Consider the following 21,019-nt stretch of genomic DNA (forward strand, 5'->3'; position numbering starts at 1 on the left):
TTCAATATAAAAGGAGTTATTTATTATGTTGTTTGATACACATTCACATTTAAATGCAGAGCAATTTGAAGAAGATTTACAAGAAGTTATCGCGAGAATGAAAGAAGCGGGAGTTACATATACAGTTGTTGTTGGATTTGATGAAGTAACGATAAAGAAAGCAATTGAATTAGCAGAGGCTTATGATTTTATTTACGCTGCAGTTGGATGGCATCCTGTTGATGCAATCGATATGAAAGAAGAACATTTAGCTTGGTTAGAAGAATTAGCGGCTCATCCTAAAGTAGTTGCAATTGGGGAAATGGGATTAGATTATCACTGGGATAAGTCTCCAAAAGAAATACAGAAGGAAGTATTCCGTAAACAAATTGCATTAGCGAAAAAGGTGAAATTACCGATTATTATACATAACCGCGATGCAACTCAAGATATTGTTGATATCCTAGAGGAAGAGAATGCAGCTGAAGTAGGGGGCATTATGCATTGCTTTAGCGGTAGTGTAGAAGTAGCCCAGCGATGTGTCGATATGAACTTTTTAATTTCATTAGGTGGGCCAGTAACATTTAAAAATGCCAAGAAACCGAAAGAAGTTGCTATGGAGATTCCGTTAGAAAAATTATTGATAGAGACAGATTGCCCGTATTTAACACCACATCCATTTCGAGGGAAACGAAATGAACCTAGTTATGTAAAACTGGTAGCAGAAGAAATTGCGAATTTAAAAGGAATTTCTTATGACGAAGTAGCACAAGTAACAACAAAGAATGCCAAAGCTTTATTTGGTGTTGAATAAAAAAGAATGGGGAGTCCCATTCTTTTTTTTGTTTTTTGAGAAGAGAGATAATAGAAGTGATAAGAACCCACTATTTACTCATAACATAAGTGTAGAAATACTGCGGATAAATTAAGATGGAGACAGAAGTGTTACAATAAGGATAGTGAACAAAGATTTTTCTCTTCTACTTTTTAAAATGTAAGATTGGGAAAATAATAATGGAAAAGTCGTCATTTTTTTGTTTTACTAAGTAGAGATGAAAAGAGTGTGGAGGCAAGCATGAAAATTAAAGAGATTATCGTTGTAGAAGGTAAAGATGATACAGTTGCGATTAAACGTGCTGTTGATGCGGATACAATCGAAACAAACGGTTCAGCAATCGGTGATCACGTTATTGAGCAAGTTAAATTAGCGCAGCAAAAACGAGGCGTTATTATTTTCACAGATCCAGATTATCCTGGAGAGCGTATTCGAAAAATTATTTCTGACAAGGTTCCCGGATGTAAGCATGCTTTTTTAACGAAGGAAGAAGCACTTGCTAAAAGGAAAAAAGGTGTTGGAATCGAACATGCTTCTAATGAGTCGATTCGCCGTGCTTTAGAGAATATACATGAAGAAATGGAAGCTTACACAAGTGAAATTAGTTGGAGTGATCTAGTCGATGCGGGCTTAGTGGGCGGAGAAATGGCAAAGAGTCGCAGAGAAAGAGTGGGTAAGCTATTAAAGATTGGTTATACAAACGCAAAACAGTTACATAAACGTTTACAAATGTTTCAGGTTTCAAAGGAATCATTTGCAGAAGCTTATAAGCAAGTAATACAGGAGGAAAAAAAATGAAGGATATCGCAACACCAAATCGTACGAAAGACATTGTTGAAAAGTATGGATTTTCATTCAAAAAAAGTTTAGGACAAAATTTTTTAATTGATACGAATGTATTAAATCGTATCGTTGATCACGCAGAAATCGGTTCAGAAAGTGGCGCAATTGAAATTGGACCAGGTATCGGTGCGTTAACAGAGCAATTGGCAAAGCGTGCTAAAAAAGTAGTGGCTTTTGAAATTGATCAGAGATTATTACCAATTTTAGACGAGACGTTAGCTCCATATAGCAACGTTACAGTTATAAATAAAGATGTACTAAAAGCAGATGTACATGAAGTGTTTAGTGAGCAATTTGAAGAAGGACAAGATGTAATGGTAGTAGCTAACTTACCATACTATATTACAACGCCAATTTTATTTAAATTGCTTGAAGAAAAATTACCGGTTCGTGGATTTGTTGTTATGATGCAAAAAGAAGTTGGGGATCGTTTAGCTGCTAAACCAGGAACGAAAGAGTATGGTTCTTTATCAATTGCCATTCAGTATTATACAGAGGTAGAAACAGTTATGACTGTACCGCGTACAGTGTTTGTGCCACAACCAAATGTTGATTCTGCGATTATCCGTCTTCTAAAGCGTCCTAAACCAGTTGTAGAAGTGACAGATGAAACTTTCTTCTTTGAAGTAGTACGAGCAAGTTTCGCACAGCGTCGTAAAACTTTAATGAATAATTTATCAAATAATTTAAATGGTTTCCCGAAAGATAAAGAGCTGTTGGATCGAATTTTGACAGAAGTAGGAATTGATCCGAAGCGAAGAGGCGAAACGTTATCTATCGAAGAGTTTGCAACATTAAGTAATGCATTAATTCTTCATAAATTGTCATAAGAATATGAAAGGGACAGTTCAACTTGAGCTGTCCCTTTTGTCACCTTTCCTTTCCTAAATTCATACTTTAAAAACAGGTAAGATGGCCTAACGAGTTTGGAGTTTGGAGGTAGGAGAATGGCTTTACATGTTGGAGAATTAGTTGAACGATATTCTCATAATAGGGATATTCTTTTTCGTATTATAGAAATAAAAGGCGATATGGCAATATTATTTGGAGAGGAAATTAGACTTGTGGCGGATGCACCACTTGCAGATTTAGTTAGTATAGATCAACGAGAACATAAAAATAGAGTGAAGCGTGAAAAAGAAACGATGGAGCGTACTTACCGGTTGTTTCAGCAAGATTACGTGTTGATGAAACAAAGACATGAACATAATTCAACTGGTGGATATACAAGTGAAGTGAATTATTTTCAAATGCCAGGACGTGTATTGCATATAGATGGAGATCCTTTATATTTGCGCAAGTGCTTAGATTTATATAATAAAATAGGCGTTCCTGTTCAAGGTATTCATTGTAAGGAAACGGAGATGCATGAAAAGGTAGTAGACTTAATAGATCATTTTCGCCCAGACATTTTAGTTATTACAGGACATGATGCATATACAAAGTCAAAAGGAGTTATGGGAGATTTAGCAGCATATAGACATTCTAGACATTTTGTACAGGCCGTTCGAGAAGTGCGGAAAAAGTATCCATCATTAGATCAACTCGTTATTTTTGCTGGGGCTTGTCAATCACACTTTGAGGCGTTGATTCGGGCAGGTGCTAATTTTGCTAGTTCACCGTCTAGAATTAATATTCATGCTCTAGATCCTGTATATGTAGTTGGCAAAATTAGTTTCACTTCATTTATGGAAAGAGTAAATGTATGGGACGTTGTGCGTAATACAATTACTGGCGAAAAGGGACTAGGCGGAATTGAAACAAGAGGGATTTTACGAACAGGATTGCCCTTTCAACATTATGACGAATGAGCAAGGTACATACGTATCTTGCTTTTTTATGTGGAAATGATTTAAATGAGTCTGGATAAAAAGCGGCAAGAACGTGCAGACTATACAATGATACTTTTAGAATATAGTATTTCTTCTATCTATTTGAACGCATGATGCTTTTATAATGATATTGTCTGTGAATTGCGGTTAATAATTGGGATAGATATATCGTGTTTTAAGTGTTCAATCTAAATTACAGCGAGGTGTAGCAAAGTATATGTCAAAACGTTTAGATGAAATTAAAAGCGAATTAGATCACCATCTTGGACAGCGACTTATGTTAAAGGCAAATAGTGGGAGAAGAAAAACTGTGGAGCAATCAGGTGTACTTGCAGAAACGTATCGTTCTGTGTTTGTTGTACAATTAGACCAGCAAGAAGATGCATTGCAACGTGTATCTTATAGTTATGCAGATGTTTTAACAGAGACAGTAGAGCTAACATTTTACGATGAATCTCAAAATGAAGTATTTTATAATTAATGTATTTTTTTGTTACATATATTCCCATAAATGAAAAGCTATATTATTTTGCATACTAATTATACCGTAGCAAAATAAGGAGGGACTCTGCATTGAGTAGACGAAGAGGAGTCATGTCAAATCAATTTAAAGAAGAGCTTGCAAAAGAGCTTGGCTTTTATGATGTTGTTCAGAAAGAAGGATGGGGCGGAATTCGTGCGAAAGATGCTGGTAATATGGTGAAACGTGCTATAGAAATTGCAGAACAGCAATTAATGAAACGAAACCAGTAGTTGTAAGATACTTTCTATGCTACGGTAGCCGAGGAGAGATTCCTCGGCTTTTTGCACGCTAAAAGGTGCCATCATTTGACATAAGTAGTTTCATTCTGAATGCTTTTCGATATAATTAGGGAAGTGTCATCGTCTTACTATAAATTTATGGTAAAATAAACGATAAAAGATTGAGTACATAGAGTGGGTGAATAGATTGAAGCTACTAGTGAAAGCACCAGCAAAGATTAATCTGTCGTTAGATGTACTGGGAAAAAGACAAGATGGATATCATGAAGTGAAAATGATTATGACAACAATCGACTTGGCAGATCGTTTAGAGCTAACGGAATTAGCAGAAGACCGTATTGAAATTTTGTCCCATAATCGGTATGTCCCAGACGACCAACGCAATTTAGCTTATCAAGCAGCGAAATTATTAAAAGTGAAGTTTAATGTAAAAAAAGGTGTGTCTATTACTATTGAAAAAACGATTCCAGTAGCCGCTGGATTAGCAGGTGGAAGTAGTGATGCAGCAGCGACATTACGTGGCCTTAATAAGTTATGGAATTTAGGGCTAACAATCGATGAATTAGCAAAGCTTGGCGCAGAAATTGGGTCAGATGTATCGTTCTGTGTATATGGTGGAACTGCTATTGCCACTGGAAGAGGAGAAGAAATTGAACATATAAAGACTCCGCCTTCTTGTTGGGTTATTTTAGCAAAGCCCCACATTGGTGTATCTACTGCTGACGTGTACGGAAATTTAAAATTAAATCGTGTTACCCATCCAAATGTAGATAAAATGGTTGAAGTCATTAACCATGGCGATTATAAAGGAATTTGTGATACTGTTGGTAACGTTTTAGAAGATGTGACGTTTGCGATGCATCCCGAGGTTGCACGTATTAAATCACAGATGAAACGCTTTGGGGCAGATGCCGTATTAATGAGTGGAAGTGGCCCAACTGTATTTGGTCTTGTACACCATGATTCGCGAATGCACCGCATATATAACGGGTTAAAAGGATTTTGCGAGCAAGTATATGCAGTGCGTTTATTAGGAGAGCGAGAAACGCTTGAATAAAGACGTATAATACGTTATGATTTGTTTAGAATATTCGTGATTTGAGGTGAGAGTATGAAAATTAGACGAAGTACAAGATTGGTCGATTTGACGTATTACTTGTTACAAAATCCTCGTCAGCTAGTTTCTCTCACTTTTTTTGCTGAAAGGTATCAATCGGCTAAATCTTCCATTAGTGAAGATTTAGTTATTATTAAGCAAACGTTTGAACAACAAGGTGTCGGCACATTGCAAACGGTACCAGGAGCAGCAGGAGGAGTGAAATATATTCCCTATATAAGTGAAGAAGAGGCAAATCTGATTATTAACGAGCTTTGTAGCTTATTTGAAAACCCAGACCGTATTTTGCCTGGCGGTTACTTATATATGACGGATCTTTTAAGTAATCCTCGCCAGATTAATGGCGCAGGTCGTTTATTTGCTTCTGTTTTTGCTAGGCAACCAATTGATGCGGTTATGACGGTAGCGACAAAAGGAATTCCGCTTGCCTATGCAGTAGCGAACTACTTAGATGTACCGGTAGTAATTGCGAGAAAAGATAATAAGGTAACAGAAGGCCCCACTGTTAGTATTAATTATGTATCAGGTTCCTCTAAGCGAATCCAAACGATGACTTTAGCAAAGCGTAGCCTTCCAGAAGGGTCCAATGTTTTAATTATTGATGACTTTATGAAAGCTGGCGGAACCATTCAAGGTATGATGAGCATGCTAGAAGAGTTTAAAGCTAATGTTGTCGGGATTGGCGTATTAGTAGAGTCTACGGATATTGAAGAAAGACTTATTAATAACTTTGTATCATTAATTCGTCTGTCAGAAGTTGATGTGAAAGAAAAAGCGATTCAAGTGGAAAAGGGGAATTATGCACTTGCACCATTTGATAAAGGGCTTGTAGAGGCTGAGTAAAAAGGTAAAGCAGATAGCTTTACCTTTTTTTATTCCTATTTATAAATTACAAAATAGATGGACAAACTGCCTTTGGTACACTATTTTTAAAGAGTAAAAATAAATAATAAAAGGGTGAAAAGTATGAAAGTTGTTCAAACAAGCAAAGCACCACAGGCAATTGGACCATATTCACAAGGGATTATTGTAAATAATATGTTCTATAGTTCAGGACAAATTCCATTAACGGCAAGTGGAGAACTTGTAACAGGAGATGTAACAGTACAAACAGAGCAAGTATTTGAAAATTTACAAGCGGTATTAGCAGAAGCAGGTGCTTCATTTGATACGGTGGTAAAAACAACAGTATTCTTGAAGGATATGGATGATTTTAATGCTGTTAATGAAGTATACGGTTCTTATTTCTCTACTCATAAACCAGCGCGTTCTTGTGTACAAGTAGCAAAATTACCGAAAGATGTTTCTGTTGAAATCGAAGTAATTGCCCTAGTTAAGTAACTCTTTGTAAGCGATAACCTCTACTAATCCTTATATTCAACTAAAATAAAAATTTTTATCTTAAAAATTTTTAAAAAATTAAAGGGAAAATAGAAAATTTGTGGAATTTATACAAATATATCGCTTATTTAGAAAAGGGTGGTGAACACAAGATGGAAGTGACTGACGTAAGATTACGCCGCGTAAACACAGAAGGCCGCATGAGAGCAATTGCCTCTATTACTCTAGACCATGAATTTGTTGTTCATGATATTCGTGTAATTGATGGTAATAATGGATTATTTGTAGCAATGCCAAGTAAACGTACTCCAGATGGAGAATTCCGTGACATTGCACATCCAATTAATTCTAATACACGCTCTAAAATTCAAGATGCGGTTTTAACAGAGTATCATCGTTTAGGCGAGTTAGAAGAGGTTGAGTTTGAAGAAGCAGGCGCTTCGTAAAATTCGAATGAAAAGGGCTTTTGAAAGAAAGTCTTATAATTTTGTAGCAAACTCCTGTAAGCATTTACAGGAGTTTGTTTTTTTTTTTGAATAATACACGTTTCTAATTATAAAAATTCATATTTTGAAAAAATAAAGATGAAAAACTTCTAATTTTTTCAAAATCATTTAAAATAGTATAGCTTATTCCTTAAAAAAGATACTAAAGAGTAAAACATCTTATAAGAATTATGGTAAAATTTAATAGTTATAATGTGTTTCTTGAAATATATGATGATTTAGGATAATATCGTTAATGGATAAATAGGTTGCGATGGAGGGTCTATATGTCAAACAGATTTGCAGTGATTCTAGCTGCAGGTAAAGGCACACGTATGAAGTCCAAGCTATACAAAGTGCTGCATCCTGTATGTGGAAAACCAATGGTACAACATGTAGTCAATGAAGTATCTCAATTAGGATTGCAGAAACTTGTAACAGTCGTTGGACATGGTGCTGAAAAGGTACAAGAACAGCTAGGAAACGTAAGCGAGTTTGCACTACAAGCAGAACAACTTGGTACAGCTCATGCTGTCGATCAAGCTGCAAGTGTACTTGCAAATGAAGAAGGAACAACTTTAGTTATTTGTGGTGATACACCTCTAATAACTGCTGAAACGATGGAAGCATTGCTTCAGCAACACGAAGAAGCGGGAGCAATGGCGACGGTACTAACAGCGTACATAGAAGAGCCTGCTGGATATGGCCGTATCGTTCGTAATGAGAATGGTCATGTCGAAAAGATTGTTGAGCATAAGGATGCAAATGAAAAAGAATTAGCTATTAAAGAAATCAATACAGGTACGTATTGCTTTGATAATAAAGCTTTATTTGCTTCACTTTCTAAAGTTTCAAATGATAATGTACAGGGCGAGTATTACCTTCCGGACGTTATTGAAATTTTAAAAAATGAAGGTCATATTGTATCAGCTTATCAAACAGAGCACTTCGATGAAACGTTAGGTGTTAACGACAGAGTCGCTCTATCGCAAGCGGAAATTATTATGAAAAATCGTATCAACCGAAAGAACATGGTAAATGGTGTTACAATTATTGATCCAAGTAACACATACATTTCTGCGGATGCAATTATTGGTAGTGATACAGTTCTTCACCCAGGAACGGTTATTGAGGGGAACACTGTAATTGGTTCTGATTGTGAAATTGGACCGCATACAGTAATTCGCGATAGTGAAATTGGAGACCGTACGGTAATTCGTCAATCTACTGTACATGACAGCAAACTTGGTACAGAAGTATCGGTTGGTCCATTTGCACATATTCGCCCAGATTCAGTTATTGGAGATGAAGTGCGCGTTGGAAACTTCGTAGAAATCAAAAAAACTGTTTTTGGTAATAGAAGTAAAGCTTCACACTTAAGTTATATCGGGGATGCACAAGTTGGAGAAGACGTGAATCTTGGTTGTGGTTCAATTACGGTGAACTACGACGGCAAGAATAAATTTAAAACTGTAATTGGTAACGGGGTATTTATTGGATGTAATTCAAACCTTGTTGCTCCTGTAACAGTTGAAGATGGTGCTTATGTGGCAGCAGGCTCTACAATAACAGAGAATGTTCCGTCAAAAGCATTATCGGTAGCACGTGCACGTCAAGTTAACAAAGAAGACTATGTTGATCAATTGCTGAATAAGAAAAAATCATAATGTGGAGGGTTAATCTAGATGTCGACTCAATATCTAAATTCTAATTTGAAAGTATTCTCTTTAAACTCTAATAAGGAACTTGCTGAGCAAATCGCAAAGCATATTGGAGTAGGACTAGGAAAATGTTCTGTTGATCGTTTTAGTGATGGAGAAGTTCAAATTAACATTGAAGAAAGTATCCGTGGTTGCGATGTATTCATTATTCAATCTACAAGCTTCCCAGTAAACGAACATATCATGGAATTACTTATTATGATTGATGCATTAAAACGTGCATCTGCAAAAACAATTAATATTGTTATTCCTTACTATGGTTATGCGCGTCAAGACCGTAAAGCGCGTTCTCGTGAACCAATTACATCGAAACTTGTAGCAAACTTGCTTGAAACAGCAGGTGCAACTCGTGTAATCACTCTAGATTTACATGCTCCGCAAATTCAAGGATTCTTTGATATCCCGATCGACCACTTAATGGGTGTACCGATTCTTTCAGACTACTTTGAAGCAAAAGGCCTTAAAGATATCGTAATCGTATCTCCTGATCACGGTGGTGTAACGCGTGCTAGAAAAATGGCGGATCGCCTAAAAGCGCCAATCGCTATTATTGATAAGCGTCGTCCTCGTCCGAATGTATCTGAGGTAATGAACATTATCGGTAACATCGAAGGCAAAACAGCAATTTTAATTGATGACATCATTGATACAGCTGGTACAATTACATTAGCGGCAAACGCTCTTGTTGAGAACGGTGCTTCTGAAGTATATGCTTGCTGTACACACCCAGTACTATCTGGTCCAGCAATTGAGCGTATTCAAAATTCGAATATTAAAGAGTTAGTTGTAACGAACTCTATCGTATTACCAGAAGAGAAGAAAATTGATAAAGTACATGAACTTTCAGTTGCTCCATTAATCGGAGAAGCAATCATTCGTGTATACGAAGAAGAATCTGTAAGTGTATTATTCAATTAATTGGATAGAATGAGACGTAACCAAGCTTGGTTACGTCTTTTCGTATCGAAAAAAGAAAGTAGTGGTACAAGAATGAAATTAATAGTAGGACTTGGGAACCCAGGTAGAGAATATGAATTAACAAGGCATAATATTGGATTTATGGCAATCGATGAACTTGCAAAACGTTGGAGTATTTCTTTGAATGAACAAAAGTTTAAAGGGGTATTTGGCGCAGGCTTTGTTAATGGGGAAAAAGTAATCTTACTAAAGCCACTTACATATATGAATTTATCTGGGGAAAGTATCCGTCCACTCATGGATTATTATAAAATTGATGTCGAGGACTTCATTGTTATGTACGATGATTTAGATATTCCTGTAGGTAAATTGCGCCTTCGCATGAAAGGTAGTGCGGGTGGACATAATGGTGTGAAATCAACAATTTCACATTTAGGAACACAAGAATTTCAACGTATCCGCATGGGAATCGATCGTCCGAAAAATGGGATAAAAGTAGTGGATTACGTATTAGGACGTTTTACATCTGAAGAAATATCTGGCGTTAATCAATCCATTGAAAATGCAGCAGATGCATGTGAGGAATGGTTAAATAAACCTTTTCTCCAAATCATGAATACTTTTAATAGTTAAGCGCACAATCTGGAATATTTTATTTTGTTTTATCCCATACTAGTAGCAATTGGATATTTAGGAGGCTAGTATGGAAGGTTATTATTACTGTAGACATTGTGGAAGTAATGTGGGCTCCATTATCGCAGAAAAAGTATATAGCGACGTTTTGTTTCAACTAACAGAGCAAGAAGTAGTGGATATGATTCATTTTCATGAGAATGGAAATATATATATAAAAACGATTTGTGAATCGTGTCAAGAAACGCTCGCATCTTATCCTGAGTATTATGAATATGAAAAATTTCTGCAATAAAATGTTGTCGCTTTGGCATGTCCAAAGCATTTTTCTGTTTTCTTTTTCCAAAATATTTGCATAAAATATAGTAACTTGCTCTTTATGTTGAGAGGAGTTTTGAAAATGATAGGTTTATTAGAGCAATTTTATAAAAATGAAGAAATACAATCGGTTATTAATGGGCTAGAAGATGGGTTGAAAGAACAACTTGTATCGGGTATGGCAACATCCTCTCGTTCATTATTAATGGCAGCTTTATATAAAAAGACAAAGCAATCACAACTTATCGTGACGCACAATTTATACCAAGCACAAAAAGTACATGAAGATTTAGTGGCGTTACTTGGTGAAAAAGATGTTTGGCTATATCCGGTAAATGAATTGATAGCATCGGAGGTTGGTGTTGCAAGTCCAGAATTGAAGGCACAGCGTATTGAAGTGTTAAATCGCTTAGCTGCAGGAGAGAATGGGATTATTGTAGCGCCAGTTGCAGGGCTGCGTAGGTTTTTACCAATAAAAGAATTATGGAAGCAAAGGCAAATTGAAATCAATCTAGGGCAAGAGATTGATTTAGATGCACTCTTGCATACTTTACATCATATTGGCTACGAGCGTAAGTCAATGGTAGAAGCTCCAGGAGAGTTCAGTTTACGCGGGGGAATATTAGATATTTACCCATTAACGGAAGAATTACCGTTTCGTATTGAATTCTTCGATACAGAAGTCGATTCTATTCGATTGTTTGATGTGGATGAACAGCGCTCTCAAGATAAAAAGGAAAGTGTTCGGTTTGGTCCGGCAACAGAGTTTTTATTTTCACAGGAAGAATTGAAATCGGGAATTAAGCATCTTGAAGAAGGTTTGACTAAGACGATGCAAAAGCTTTCCGATGATAAATTAAAGACTACTGTGCTTGAGACGGTTAGTCATGAAATTGAAATGTTGAAAAACGGGCAGAGTATAGAACAGATGTTTAAATATTTATCTATTTTCTATAAAGAACCTGCTAGTCTGATAGATTATTTACCAGAGAACGGTGTTGTAATTTTAGATGAGATTTCCCGTATTCAAGAAACAGCATCACATCTTGAGACAGAAGAAGCGGAATGGTATATCTCACTTCTTGGCGAAGGAACAATTATTCAGGATTTATCTTTCTCCCACTCGTTTGAGGAGTTTCTTCATAATAAAAAAAGAAGTTTTGTATATTTAACGTTATTCCTACGCCATATAGCACACACACATCCTCAAAATATTGTGAATGTGACATGTAAAACGATGCAAGATTTCCACGGACAGATGCATTTGTTAAAAACTGAAATTGATAGATGGAATGAAGGGAATTTTACGACCGTTGTACTTGGAACAGATGATGAACGTGTAAAAAAACTACAACATATTTTAAGTGATTATGATATCGATGCAGACATTGTAGAGGCCACAGATATCTTATTGCCTGGAAGGTTACAAATTGCTGTAGGTGATTTACATGCAGGCTTTGAAATGCCGATGCAAAAGTTTGTTGTCATTACTGAAAAGGAGCTTTTTCATAAGAAGGTTAAAAAATCACAACGTAAGCAAAAGTTATCTAACGCTGAACGTATTAAAAGTTATTCGGAATTAAAAGTTGGAGACCATGTAGTTCATGTAAATCATGGTATAGGTAAATTTTTAGGTATTGAGACATTAGAGATTAATGGTGTTCATAAAGATTATTTAAATATTAAATATCAAGGTAATGATAAGTTATACGTTCCAATTGAACAAATTGATCAAGTGCAAAAATACGTAGGGTCTGAAGGTAAGGAACCAAAAGTTTATAAATTAGGCGGAAATGATTGGAAGAAGGTCAAAACGAAAGTTGAAAAATCTGTACAAGACATTGCAGATGACCTAATTAAATTATATGCCGAGCGTGAAGCTTCGAAAGGTTATGCATATACACCAGATACGGCAGAGCAACAAGAGTTTGAATCTTTATTCCCATATCAAGAGACAGAGGATCAATTACGTTCTATTGAAGAGATTAAGAAAGATATGGAACGCGGACGTCCGATGGATAGGCTTCTTTGTGGTGACGTAGGATATGGAAAGACTGAAGTAGCTATTCGTGCGGCATTTAAAGCAATTATGGATGAAAAACAAGTTGCAATTTTAGTACCAACAACAATCCTTGCACAACAACACTATGAAACAATTCGAGAGCGTTTTCAAGATTATCCGATTAATATAGGGTTACTAAGTAGATTCCGCACACGAAAACAACAAAATGAAACGATTAAAGGTTTAAAAGATGGAACGGTGGATATTGTAATCGGAACGCATCGTATTTTATCTAAAGATGTTACTTATAAAGATTTAGGACTTCTTATTATTGATGAAGAACAAAGATTCGGCGTTACACATAAAGAAAAAATTAAACAATTGAAAGCAAATGTTGACGTGTTAACATTAACGGCAACTCCGATTCCACGTACACTTCATATGTCTATGCTTGGTGTGCGCGATTTATCTGTTATTGAGACACCACCAGAGAATCGTTTCCCAGTACAAACATATGTAGTAGAGTATAATCCGGCGTTAATGCGAGAAGCGATAGAGCGAGAGTTGGCAAGAGGCGGTCAAATTTACTTCCTATATAACCGTGTGGAGGATATTGAAAGAAAAGCAGATGAAATTTCGATGTTAGTTCCAGATGCTCGTGTAACATACGCACATGGGAAAATGAATGAAGGTGAATTAGAGTCTGTTATGCTATCGTTTTTAGAAGGGCAGCATGATGTTCTTGTAAGTACAACAATTATTGAGACGGGTGTAGATATTCCGAATGTAAATACATTAATTGTATTTGATGCAGATCGTATGGGATTATCGCAGTTGTATCAGCTTCGTGGTCGTGTTGGGCGTTCTAATCGCGTCGCGTATGCATACTTTGCATACAAACGTGATAAAGTGTTATCGGAAGTTGCAGAGAGGCGTCTGCAAGCAATTAAAGAGTTTACAGAGCTTGGATCTGGTTTCAAAATTGCGATGAGAGACTTATCAATTCGTGGTGCGGGTAATTTGTTAGGGGCAGAACAACATGGATTTATTGATTCTGTCGGATTTGATCTATATTCTCAAATGTTAAAAGATGCAATTGAGCAACGTAGAGGAACAGACGGAGTTGAAAATACCGTTAATGTTGAAATTGATTTAGAAGTAGATGCATATTTACCGGATGCGTACATTTCAGATAGTAAACAAAAAATTATGATGTATAAACAATTTAGAGGTATTTCTGCAATTGAAGATATTGAAGAGTTGCAGGAAGAGATGATCGACAGATTTGGTGATTATCCACAAGAAGTTGGTTATTTATTACAAATTGCAAACATTAAAGTGTTGGCAATGAAAGAACAAATTGAGTTAATTAAGCAAAATAAATTTGAAGTAACATTCCTGTTTTCTGAACAAGCGAGCCAAAATATAGATGGTGGAAAATTATTCATGCTAGGAAGTAGTTTTGGCCGTATGATCGGTCTTGGTATGGAGGGGTCACAATTGAAAATTGTGATGAAAACGAATGGATTAGAGACGTCGAAATGGTTAACAATTGCTGAAAATTTATTAAAAGGCTTGCCAGATGTAAAAAAAGAAGTAATAAATGCCTAATATAAGATAAAAAATACAATTCGACGTGCATAGAAGAACTAATGTGTAAAATACTATGTTTAATAGTTGGTGATTTTTACATGAACAGGTAAATTCACCACTTTGATCATCAGTAGAAAGTGAGGCAGCATTAGAATGAAAGCAACTGGAATTGTACGTCGAATTGATGATTTAGGCAGGGTAGTAATTCCGAAGGAAATTCGTAGAACTTTACGTATTCGTGAGGGAGATCCACTAGAAATATTTGTTGATCGCGATGGAGAAGTGATTTTGAAAAAATATTCTCCAATTAGTGAACTAGGTAATTTTGCAAAGGAATATACGGAAGCTTTATACGATAGCTTAGGACATAATGTGCTTGTATGCGATCGTGATTCTATTATCGCAGTAGCAGGCGCATCTAAAAAAGAATACTTAAATAAAAGTGTTGGCGATTTAATTGAGAAGACAATGGAAGAGCGTAAGTCTGTAATTATGACAGATGAAAGCGAAATTTCAATTATTGATGGAGTAACAGAAAAAGTGAGCTCTTATACAATTGGCTCGATTATTGCAAATGGAGATCCAATCGGAGCTGTCGTTATCTTCTCTAAAGAGGCTATTATAAGTGAAGTAGAGCATAAATCAGTAAATACAGCTGCAAGCTTTTTAGCGAAACAAATGGAGCAGTAGCGAAGTGTAATTTCTATAAGTAGCAATCTTTCCTAATTATGATATTTCTATTTGAGAAATTAACTATTTGGAGATATAAGTATATTGAACGAAGGTAGCGCTTTGCTACCTTTTTTCATTGAATATTTTTGCTGTTGAAAGAAGTCAGTGAATGTAAGGAATATGAAGGAGAGCCAGTTTTTCTTTGTGATATAATACGAGGGGTGAGAATAGAAAAAGGAGTTTTCTTGTATGGAAGCGAAGAAGTACCAAGCCTTTTGGCGTGGGGCTATTATATTAACAATCGCAAGTTTTGTTACGAAGGTATTAAGCGCCTTTTACCGTATTCCATATCAAAATATAGCGGGTGATGTTGGTTTTTATATTTACCAACAAATTTATCCGTTTTATGGATTTTGTTTGATTTTAGCTACTTATGGGTTTCCCATTATTATTTCAAAAATGGTCGCAGAAAGATTAGAACGAGGAAAACAAAAAGAAGCAGAAGAAATTATTTGTGTATCTTTTTGGTTTTTATTAGGAATTGGCTTTATAGGATTTTTCACATTATTCTTTGGGGCCAAAACAATTGCATCGGCTATGGGCGATATACATTTAGATAAATTATTACGCGTTATTTCGTTTTCATTCCTACTAATGCCATTTTTATCTGTAGCGAGAGGATATTTTCAAGGATTCAATAATATGATGCCGACGGCTGTTTCGCAAGTAATTGAACAAACGATTCGTGTTTCTATTATTGTATTTTTATCACTATTCCTTATTGCTCATGGATTTGATTTATATACAGTTGGTGCGGGTGCCATGTTAGGTTCAATTGCAGGCGGGCTTATTGGGATTATCATACTTTTACTTTATATGCGTCATGATTTCCATGCTATTTTCTTCAAAAGATGGAAGGAAATTAGAAATAAAAAAAGGATTGTTCGAATCCTTTTTTGGCAGGGATTAGCGATTTGTGTTAGTAATTTAGTCCTTATTTTTATACAAATGGCGGATTCTATTTCCTTGTATACTTTGCTTATTCGTGCGGGAGAGCAAGTTGAAAATGCAAAGGTACTAAAAGGTGTTTATGATAGAAGTATCCCGCTTATGCAATTAGGTACTGTTGTGACAACTTCTTTCTCATTGTCACTTATTCCTATTATTACAGCGGCGAAAGAAAGAGGAGATCTTTCATTTATTCAAGAAAAGGTAAAGTTAGCAATGAAAATAACATTTGTTATTGGATTTGCAGCTGCTATTGGATTAACTTGTATTATTCAACCTACAAATATTATGTTGTTTGAAAATAGTGATGGATCAGATGTGTTATCGATTTTATCTTTATCTATTTTATTTAGTTCATTGTCAATTACAACTGCTTCCATTTTGCAAGGAGTGGGACAAACATTAAAACCAGCAATATTCGTTGTATTTGGAGGTTGTTTGAAGTTAGTTTTAAACTATATATTAATGCCGTATTTTGGTGTAAAGGGAGCTGCAATTGCAACTTTAGTTGCGCTTATTGTAATTGCCTTGCTAAATAGTGTGTTACTTATGCGAGCTGTATCGGAGCCGCTTATTGATAGGCGGAATATGTTAGGTGTAGCTATTAGTGGTATCGGTATGGGGTTTGTATTAATAATCTTTATGCGTATGTTGCGAATGTCCGGATTAGTAATTGATACAGGACATAGAGGAATTGCGACGCTTGAAGCGCTGTTAGGTGTAGCTATCGGTGGATTAGCATATATGTTTTTAATTTTAAAATTACGTGTATTTACAAAAGAAGAATTAGGAACCGTTATGAAACAAGAGAAAAAAGAAGGTTCATTGAAGAAGAGTGGATAGAGGTGACTGTTTGTGAGTGGAATCATTACTATTTTAGGATTAGGTGCTGGTGAGTTAGATCAGTTAACGATGGGTGTATATCGAAAGATAAAAGAAGCAGACCATATGTTTGTTAGAACGAAGGAACACCCAGTTATAGAAGAATTGGAGAAAGAAGCTATAAAGTATACGGCCTTTGATAATGTATATGAGGCACATGATACATTTGAAATCGTATATGAAACAATTGCGAATACATTGCTAGAACAAGCTAAAGGCGCAGAAATTATTTATGCTGTTCCAGGTCATCCGCTTGTAGCAGAAAGAACAGTTCAGCTACTTTTGGAAAAAGGAGAAGCAGCAAATATTGAAGTGCGAATTGAAGGTGGACAAAGTTTCCTTGATCCGATGTTTGCAAGTCTAAAAATTGATCCGATTGAAGGGTTCCAATTAATTGATGCTACATCATTTGAAAGAGGGCAATTAGAATTACGTCAACATTTAATCTTTTGCCAAGTGTATGATGCATTCGTTGCTTCAGATGTGAAGCTAACGTTAATGGAGATTTTGCCAGATGATTACGAAGTGTATATCGTAACAGCTGCAGGGACTTCATTCGAGCAAGTGAAAAAGGTATCGTTATACATGTTAGATCACGAAACAGAATTAAATAATTTAACGAGTGTGTATGTACCGCCAGTTAAGGAACGTGCGTCCTTATATCAGCAGTTTGATGTACTTAGAGCAATTATTGCTGATCTTCGTGGACCGAATGGTTGCCCATGGGATAAAAAGCAAACTCATCAATCTTTAAAGAAATACTTAATTGAAGAAGCGTATGAAGTGCTAGAAGCAATTGATGAAGAGGATGATGATCATTTAGTAGAAGAACTAGGTGATATATTATTACAAGTTATGCTTCATGCCCAAATTGGAGAGGATGAAGGTTGGTTCTCTATAGATGACATTATTCGGACTTTAGCTGAGAAAATGGTTCGTCGTCATCCGCATGTGTTTGGGGATACGGATGTAAATAATGCTGATGAAGTGATTGCAAATTGGGAAGAAATTAAAAAACAAGAAAAGGGATTCGTGAAAGAATCTGTTTTAGCGGGTATTCCAAAAAGCTTGCCACAACTAATGCGTGCTTATGAAATTCAGAAGAAAGCTGGAAAGGTTGGATTTGATTGGGTTGATGTGCAGCCGATGATAGAGAAGGCCTTAGAAGAATGGCAAGAATTCCAACAAGAAGTTGTAAACATGGATGAGAAAAAGATGCTAGGTGAATTTGGTGATTTACTATTTGCATTTGTTAATATAGCTCGTCATTATAAATTAGATCCAGAAGAAGCGTTACGTTCAACTAATGAGAAATTTATGGCTCGCTTTTTATACATGGAAGCAAAAGTAGCTGAAATGAATAAGGAAATGCAAGATTTATCATTAGAACAGTTAGATATTTTATGGGAAGAGGCAAAACAAACAGAGCGTTAATAGGGGGATTTGATATGCGTCTAGATAAATTTTTAAAAGTATCACGTTTAATTAAAAGAAGAACATTAGCAAAAGAAGTGTCTGACCAAGGAAGAATTTCGATTAATGGCCAAGTGGCAAAAGCGAGTTCAGATGTGAAGGTAGAGGATGAATTAACAATTCGTTTCGGGCAAAAAATAGTAACTGTGAAAGTAAATGAATTGAAAGAAACAACTAAAAAAGAAGATGCAGCAAACATGTATAGTCTCGTTCGTGAGGAAAAAGTGAAAGCGGAAGAAGGCTTGTTCTAAAATAGGTTAGCCCTTCATACATTACTATTAGCTAGTATAAAGCTATGGGGGGATTTTCGTGAATAATGGTTACTCACCTATGTCTTCTAATCAACAAAATGTTTCTGTAGAGCATGATATTATCATGCGTGGCAGGCGTGTAATCGATATTACTGGTGTAAAGCAAGTAGAGAGTTTTGATAGCGAAGAGTTTTTACTCGAGACTGTAATGGGTTTTTTAACAATTCGTGGTCAAAATTTGCAAATGAAGAATTTAGATGTAGAAAAGGGTGTTGTATCAATTAAAGGGAAAGTTCATGAAATGCTGTATATTGATGAGAACCAAGGGGAGAAAACTAAAGGCTTCTTTAGTAAGCTGTTTAAATGAGCCTAACAATTCAGTTGTATACAATGCTTTCGATGATTGGAATGGGTGCTTGGATTGGTGCTTCTTTAGATACATACCAACGGTTTTTAAAACGCCAAGAGCGTAAACGTTGGCTTGTATTTATACATGATATACTATTTTGGATTGTCCAAGCATTATTCGTTTTTTATGTATTACTGCGTGTAAATGAAGCCGAACTACGTATATATGTATTTTTGGCGTTACTATGTGGTTTTGCAGCATATCAAAGCTTATTGAAAGCACTATACATGAAGATGTTAAATTTTCTCATCTATATTTTTGTACAAACAACACAATTTTTTGTTCGAATTATACAGCTACTCATGATAAAACCTGTTATTATTATAGCACAGCTATTTATTGCATTTATATTATTCTTATTTCGTATACTGCTTTCAATTGGACATGTGTTATGGAAAATGGTGATTTGGATATTACTTTTCATATGGAAAGTTTTTTTCTCGCCTGTTCGGTTTATTGCTTCGCTCATATGGAAACTTCTCCCTAATCGTGTTAAACTTTTTATAATGAAGCATGTAGGGTTCCTGCAATATGTAGCAAAATTGAAGGGACATATCTTCCAATTATGGGTGCGTATAAAAAAGAAGTTAGGGGGACCTCGGAAATGAGGGAACTGAGACAAAGAACAATCGAAAAACAGAGTCCAAATCCTGTTAAAGAACATATAATACAAACGGATGAGAACAGGAAGCGACTTTATCGCCGTTTAGCGGTTTTTCTTGTCTTTGCTTTTACAATTATTGCTAGTATTAGTGTGACGTTTTATCAACAAAACAGTTCCATTAAAGCAAAAGAAGCAAAAGTTAAGGACATGAAAAAAGAACTGGATTCATTAACGAAAAAAGAAAAGAATCTAAAAGATGAAGTTCAAAAGTTGAATGATGAAGAGTACGTTTTAAAGATTGCTAGAAGGGATTATTTCTTCTCCGGAAAAGGGGAGATAATTTTTCCTGTTTCTAAGTAGAGTATGTCTTATTGACACTACATTTTAGGATTATATATAATAAAGTAAAATTTGACTTTTTAACCACTAAGGAGGAGCATTTTTTTTATGTCAATCGAGGTAGGCAGCAAGTTACAGGGTAAAGTAACAGGTATTACAAATTTTGGGGCTTTTGTGGAGCTGCCAGAAGGCTTAACAGGTCTTGTTCATATTAGTGAAGTTGCTGATAATTATGTGAAAGATATTAACGATCACTTAAAAGTAGGCGACCAAGTAGAAGTAAAAGTTATCAATGTTGAAAAAGATGGCAAAATTGGCCTATCTATTAAGAAAGCGAAAGAACGTGAAAAAACAGAAGGAGATCGTCCACGTGGTGAATACCAACGTGGTGGTGATCAACAACGTTCTGGACGTCCACAACGTAATAATAATCGTTCTTCCAACAGAGATAACCGCGGTGGCGGTAACGAACGAGCTCCAAAAGAAACATTTGAGCAAAAGATGGCACGCTTTTTAAAAGATAGTGAAGATCGTTTAACTTCTTTAAAGCGTAACACAGAATCTAAACGTGGTGGCCGTGGCGCACGTCGCGGATAATAAGTCCGTTTAATTCTTAACATATAGAGAGGTACCCAGAGTAATTACTCGGGTACTTTTTTATGTGAGAGAATATATTTTTAAAAAAGTTTTTGAGATGTGTTGACTTTAAAACGTATCTGATGTAAGATACTAATTGTCCGTTAAATACGACGACATGGCGGTGTAGCTCAGCTGGCTAGAGCGTACGGTTCATACCCGTGAGGTCGGGGGTTCGATCCCCTCCGCCGCTATATTTAATTTAACGGCCCGTTGGTCAAGTGGTTAAGACACCGCCCTTTCACGGCGGTAACACGGGTTCGAATCCCGTACGGGTCATCTAAAAAGATCATGCAAATTTGCATGATCTTTTTTTGTTAAATATAAATTAAGACGTACAATACTTCTACAAAATCACCCTATATT

Annotated in this window: 23 protein-coding genes and 2 tRNA genes; all 25 read left to right on the plus strand. The window is 35.8% G+C overall.

From position 1 onward, the window contains the following. The first annotated feature begins 25 nt into the window (after positions 1-25). The 25 genes from JFT89_RS18815 to JFT89_RS18935 all read left to right on the plus strand — a co-directional run bounded on the left by JFT89_RS18815 (position 26) and on the right by JFT89_RS18935 (position 20,932). Positions 26-793 (plus strand): TatD family hydrolase, encoded by a 768-nt coding sequence (locus JFT89_RS18815; RefSeq protein ID WP_002091591.1) that lies wholly within the window; start codon positions 26-28, stop codon positions 791-793. 261 nt (positions 794-1,054) lie between these two features. After that, a complete protein-coding gene (gene rnmV, locus JFT89_RS18820; RefSeq protein ID WP_002029323.1) occupies positions 1,055-1,612 on the plus strand; it encodes a ribonuclease M5 in 558 nt (185 codons plus the stop codon). Beyond that, the gene (gene rsmA / locus JFT89_RS18825; RefSeq protein WP_002091590.1) at positions 1,609-2,487 is read left to right on the plus strand and encodes a 16S rRNA (adenine(1518)-N(6)/adenine(1519)-N(6))-dimethyltransferase RsmA; all 879 of its coding nucleotides are present in this window, start codon (positions 1,609-1,611) and stop codon (positions 2,485-2,487) included. Before rnmV ends, rsmA begins: the two co-directional genes overlap by 4 nt. A gap of 117 nt (positions 2,488-2,604) precedes the next feature. Next, the gene (gene yabG, locus JFT89_RS18830) at positions 2,605-3,468 is read left to right on the plus strand and encodes a sporulation peptidase YabG (RefSeq protein ID WP_002063378.1); all 864 of its coding nucleotides are present in this window, start codon (positions 2,605-2,607) and stop codon (positions 3,466-3,468) included. Between the two features lie 238 nt (positions 3,469-3,706). Then, positions 3,707-3,970, plus strand: a complete 264-nt coding sequence (gene veg / locus JFT89_RS18835; RefSeq protein ID WP_002009653.1) for a biofilm formation stimulator Veg — start codon at positions 3,707-3,709, stop codon at positions 3,968-3,970. 92 nt (positions 3,971-4,062) lie between these two features. After that, entirely contained in the window at positions 4,063-4,242 is a 180-nt protein-coding gene (sspF, locus tag JFT89_RS18840; RefSeq protein WP_002094215.1) for an acid-soluble spore protein SspF, read from the plus strand. A gap of 196 nt (positions 4,243-4,438) precedes the next feature. Then, positions 4,439-5,308: a 4-(cytidine 5'-diphospho)-2-C-methyl-D-erythritol kinase gene (gene ispE, locus JFT89_RS18845; protein ID WP_154214037.1), complete on the plus strand. Its 870-nt coding sequence runs from the start codon at positions 4,439-4,441 to the stop codon at positions 5,306-5,308. Positions 5,309-5,362: 54 nt separating this feature from the next. Further along, positions 5,363-6,211 (plus strand): pur operon repressor, encoded by an 849-nt coding sequence (gene purR / locus JFT89_RS18850; RefSeq protein WP_002091587.1) that lies wholly within the window; start codon positions 5,363-5,365, stop codon positions 6,209-6,211. Positions 6,212-6,334: 123 nt separating this feature from the next. Next, positions 6,335-6,709 carry a RidA family protein gene (locus JFT89_RS18855; RefSeq protein ID WP_000869819.1) on the plus strand — a complete coding sequence of 125 codons (375 nt, stop codon included), beginning with the start codon at positions 6,335-6,337 and terminating at the stop codon, positions 6,707-6,709. 152 nt (positions 6,710-6,861) lie between these two features. After that, a complete protein-coding gene (gene spoVG, locus JFT89_RS18860; RefSeq protein WP_000454042.1) occupies positions 6,862-7,155 on the plus strand; it encodes a septation regulator SpoVG in 294 nt (97 codons plus the stop codon). Positions 7,156-7,481: 326 nt separating this feature from the next. Further along, positions 7,482-8,861, plus strand: coding sequence for a bifunctional UDP-N-acetylglucosamine diphosphorylase/glucosamine-1-phosphate N-acetyltransferase GlmU (gene glmU, locus JFT89_RS18865; protein ID WP_002091584.1), 1,380 nt, complete (start codon positions 7,482-7,484; stop codon positions 8,859-8,861). Positions 8,862-8,879: 18 nt separating this feature from the next. Next, positions 8,880-9,833, plus strand: coding sequence for a ribose-phosphate diphosphokinase (locus tag JFT89_RS18870; RefSeq protein WP_002091580.1), 954 nt, complete (start codon positions 8,880-8,882; stop codon positions 9,831-9,833). A gap of 72 nt (positions 9,834-9,905) precedes the next feature. Further along, on the plus strand, positions 9,906-10,466 hold the full coding sequence (pth, locus tag JFT89_RS18875; protein ID WP_087943057.1) for an aminoacyl-tRNA hydrolase: 561 nt from the start codon (positions 9,906-9,908) through the stop codon (positions 10,464-10,466). 70 nt (positions 10,467-10,536) lie between these two features. Next, positions 10,537-10,761, plus strand: coding sequence for an anti-sigma-F factor Fin family protein (locus JFT89_RS18880; RefSeq protein ID WP_002091576.1), 225 nt, complete (start codon positions 10,537-10,539; stop codon positions 10,759-10,761). A gap of 105 nt (positions 10,762-10,866) precedes the next feature. After that, complete coding sequence (mfd, locus tag JFT89_RS18885) at positions 10,867-14,397, plus strand: transcription-repair coupling factor (protein WP_002063390.1); 3,531 nt, start codon at positions 10,867-10,869, stop codon at positions 14,395-14,397. A gap of 135 nt (positions 14,398-14,532) precedes the next feature. Then, positions 14,533-15,069 (plus strand): stage V sporulation protein T, encoded by a 537-nt coding sequence (spoVT, locus tag JFT89_RS18890; protein WP_002009670.1) that lies wholly within the window; start codon positions 14,533-14,535, stop codon positions 15,067-15,069. A gap of 231 nt (positions 15,070-15,300) precedes the next feature. Then, positions 15,301-16,902 (plus strand): putative polysaccharide biosynthesis protein, encoded by a 1,602-nt coding sequence (locus JFT89_RS18895; RefSeq protein ID WP_002063391.1) that lies wholly within the window; start codon positions 15,301-15,303, stop codon positions 16,900-16,902. A 12-nt stretch (positions 16,903-16,914) separates the two neighbouring features. After that, a complete protein-coding gene (gene yabN / locus JFT89_RS18900) occupies positions 16,915-18,375 on the plus strand; it encodes a bifunctional methyltransferase/pyrophosphohydrolase YabN (protein WP_002063393.1) in 1,461 nt (486 codons plus the stop codon). Positions 18,376-18,389: 14 nt separating this feature from the next. Continuing rightward, entirely contained in the window at positions 18,390-18,665 is a 276-nt protein-coding gene (locus JFT89_RS18905) for an RNA-binding S4 domain-containing protein (RefSeq protein ID WP_002009677.1), read from the plus strand. A gap of 58 nt (positions 18,666-18,723) precedes the next feature. Continuing rightward, entirely contained in the window at positions 18,724-19,032 is a 309-nt protein-coding gene (gene yabP, locus JFT89_RS18910) for a sporulation protein YabP (RefSeq protein WP_001059101.1), read from the plus strand. After that, complete coding sequence (yabQ, locus tag JFT89_RS18915) at positions 19,029-19,682, plus strand: spore cortex biosynthesis protein YabQ (RefSeq protein WP_002091573.1); 654 nt, start codon at positions 19,029-19,031, stop codon at positions 19,680-19,682. Before yabP ends, yabQ begins: the two co-directional genes overlap by 4 nt. Beyond that, positions 19,679-20,038, plus strand: coding sequence for a cell division protein DivIC (gene divIC / locus JFT89_RS18920; RefSeq protein WP_002124547.1), 360 nt, complete (start codon positions 19,679-19,681; stop codon positions 20,036-20,038). The genes yabQ and divIC overlap by 4 nt, the downstream gene beginning before the upstream one ends. A gap of 87 nt (positions 20,039-20,125) precedes the next feature. Continuing rightward, positions 20,126-20,614, plus strand: coding sequence for a S1 domain-containing RNA-binding protein (locus tag JFT89_RS18925; RefSeq protein ID WP_002063394.1), 489 nt, complete (start codon positions 20,126-20,128; stop codon positions 20,612-20,614). Between the two features lie 159 nt (positions 20,615-20,773). Continuing rightward, positions 20,774-20,847: transfer RNA gene (locus tag JFT89_RS18930), tRNA-Met, on the plus strand. 13 nt (positions 20,848-20,860) lie between these two features. Further along, positions 20,861-20,932, plus strand: a tRNA-Glu gene (locus JFT89_RS18935). The last annotated feature ends 87 nt before the right edge of the window (positions 20,933-21,019 follow it).

This window comes from Bacillus sp. TH25, from assembly GCF_016650935.1.
GTDB lineage: Bacteria > Bacillota > Bacilli > Bacillales > Bacillaceae_G > Bacillus_A > Bacillus_A mycoides.

Coding starts and splice junctions, on each gene's coding strand:
- mfd (WP_002063390.1), top strand. CDS start 10,867: ATGATAGGTTTATTAGAGCAATTTTATAAAAATGAAGAAATACAATCG.
- yabQ (WP_002091573.1), top strand. CDS start 19,029: ATGAGCCTAACAATTCAGTTGTATACAATGCTTTCGATGATTGGAATG.
- JFT89_RS18855 (WP_000869819.1), top strand. CDS start 6,335: ATGAAAGTTGTTCAAACAAGCAAAGCACCACAGGCAATTGGACCATAT.
- divIC (WP_002124547.1), top strand. CDS start 19,679: ATGAGGGAACTGAGACAAAGAACAATCGAAAAACAGAGTCCAAATCCT.
- JFT89_RS18905 (WP_002009677.1), top strand. CDS start 18,390: ATGCGTCTAGATAAATTTTTAAAAGTATCACGTTTAATTAAAAGAAGA.
- rnmV (WP_002029323.1), top strand. CDS start 1,055: ATGAAAATTAAAGAGATTATCGTTGTAGAAGGTAAAGATGATACAGTT.
- yabG (WP_002063378.1), top strand. CDS start 2,605: ATGGCTTTACATGTTGGAGAATTAGTTGAACGATATTCTCATAATAGG.
- purR (WP_002091587.1), top strand. CDS start 5,363: ATGAAAATTAGACGAAGTACAAGATTGGTCGATTTGACGTATTACTTG.
- JFT89_RS18925 (WP_002063394.1), top strand. CDS start 20,126: ATGTCAATCGAGGTAGGCAGCAAGTTACAGGGTAAAGTAACAGGTATT.
- JFT89_RS18815 (WP_002091591.1), top strand. CDS start 26: ATGTTGTTTGATACACATTCACATTTAAATGCAGAGCAATTTGAAGAA.
- JFT89_RS18880 (WP_002091576.1), top strand. CDS start 10,537: ATGGAAGGTTATTATTACTGTAGACATTGTGGAAGTAATGTGGGCTCC.
- JFT89_RS18870 (WP_002091580.1), top strand. CDS start 8,880: ATGTCGACTCAATATCTAAATTCTAATTTGAAAGTATTCTCTTTAAAC.
- spoVG (WP_000454042.1), top strand. CDS start 6,862: ATGGAAGTGACTGACGTAAGATTACGCCGCGTAAACACAGAAGGCCGC.
- rsmA (WP_002091590.1), top strand. CDS start 1,609: ATGAAGGATATCGCAACACCAAATCGTACGAAAGACATTGTTGAAAAG.
- glmU (WP_002091584.1), top strand. CDS start 7,482: ATGTCAAACAGATTTGCAGTGATTCTAGCTGCAGGTAAAGGCACACGT.
- JFT89_RS18895 (WP_002063391.1), top strand. CDS start 15,301: ATGGAAGCGAAGAAGTACCAAGCCTTTTGGCGTGGGGCTATTATATTA.
- spoVT (WP_002009670.1), top strand. CDS start 14,533: ATGAAAGCAACTGGAATTGTACGTCGAATTGATGATTTAGGCAGGGTA.
- pth (WP_087943057.1), top strand. CDS start 9,906: ATGAAATTAATAGTAGGACTTGGGAACCCAGGTAGAGAATATGAATTA.
- veg (WP_002009653.1), top strand. CDS start 3,707: ATGTCAAAACGTTTAGATGAAATTAAAAGCGAATTAGATCACCATCTT.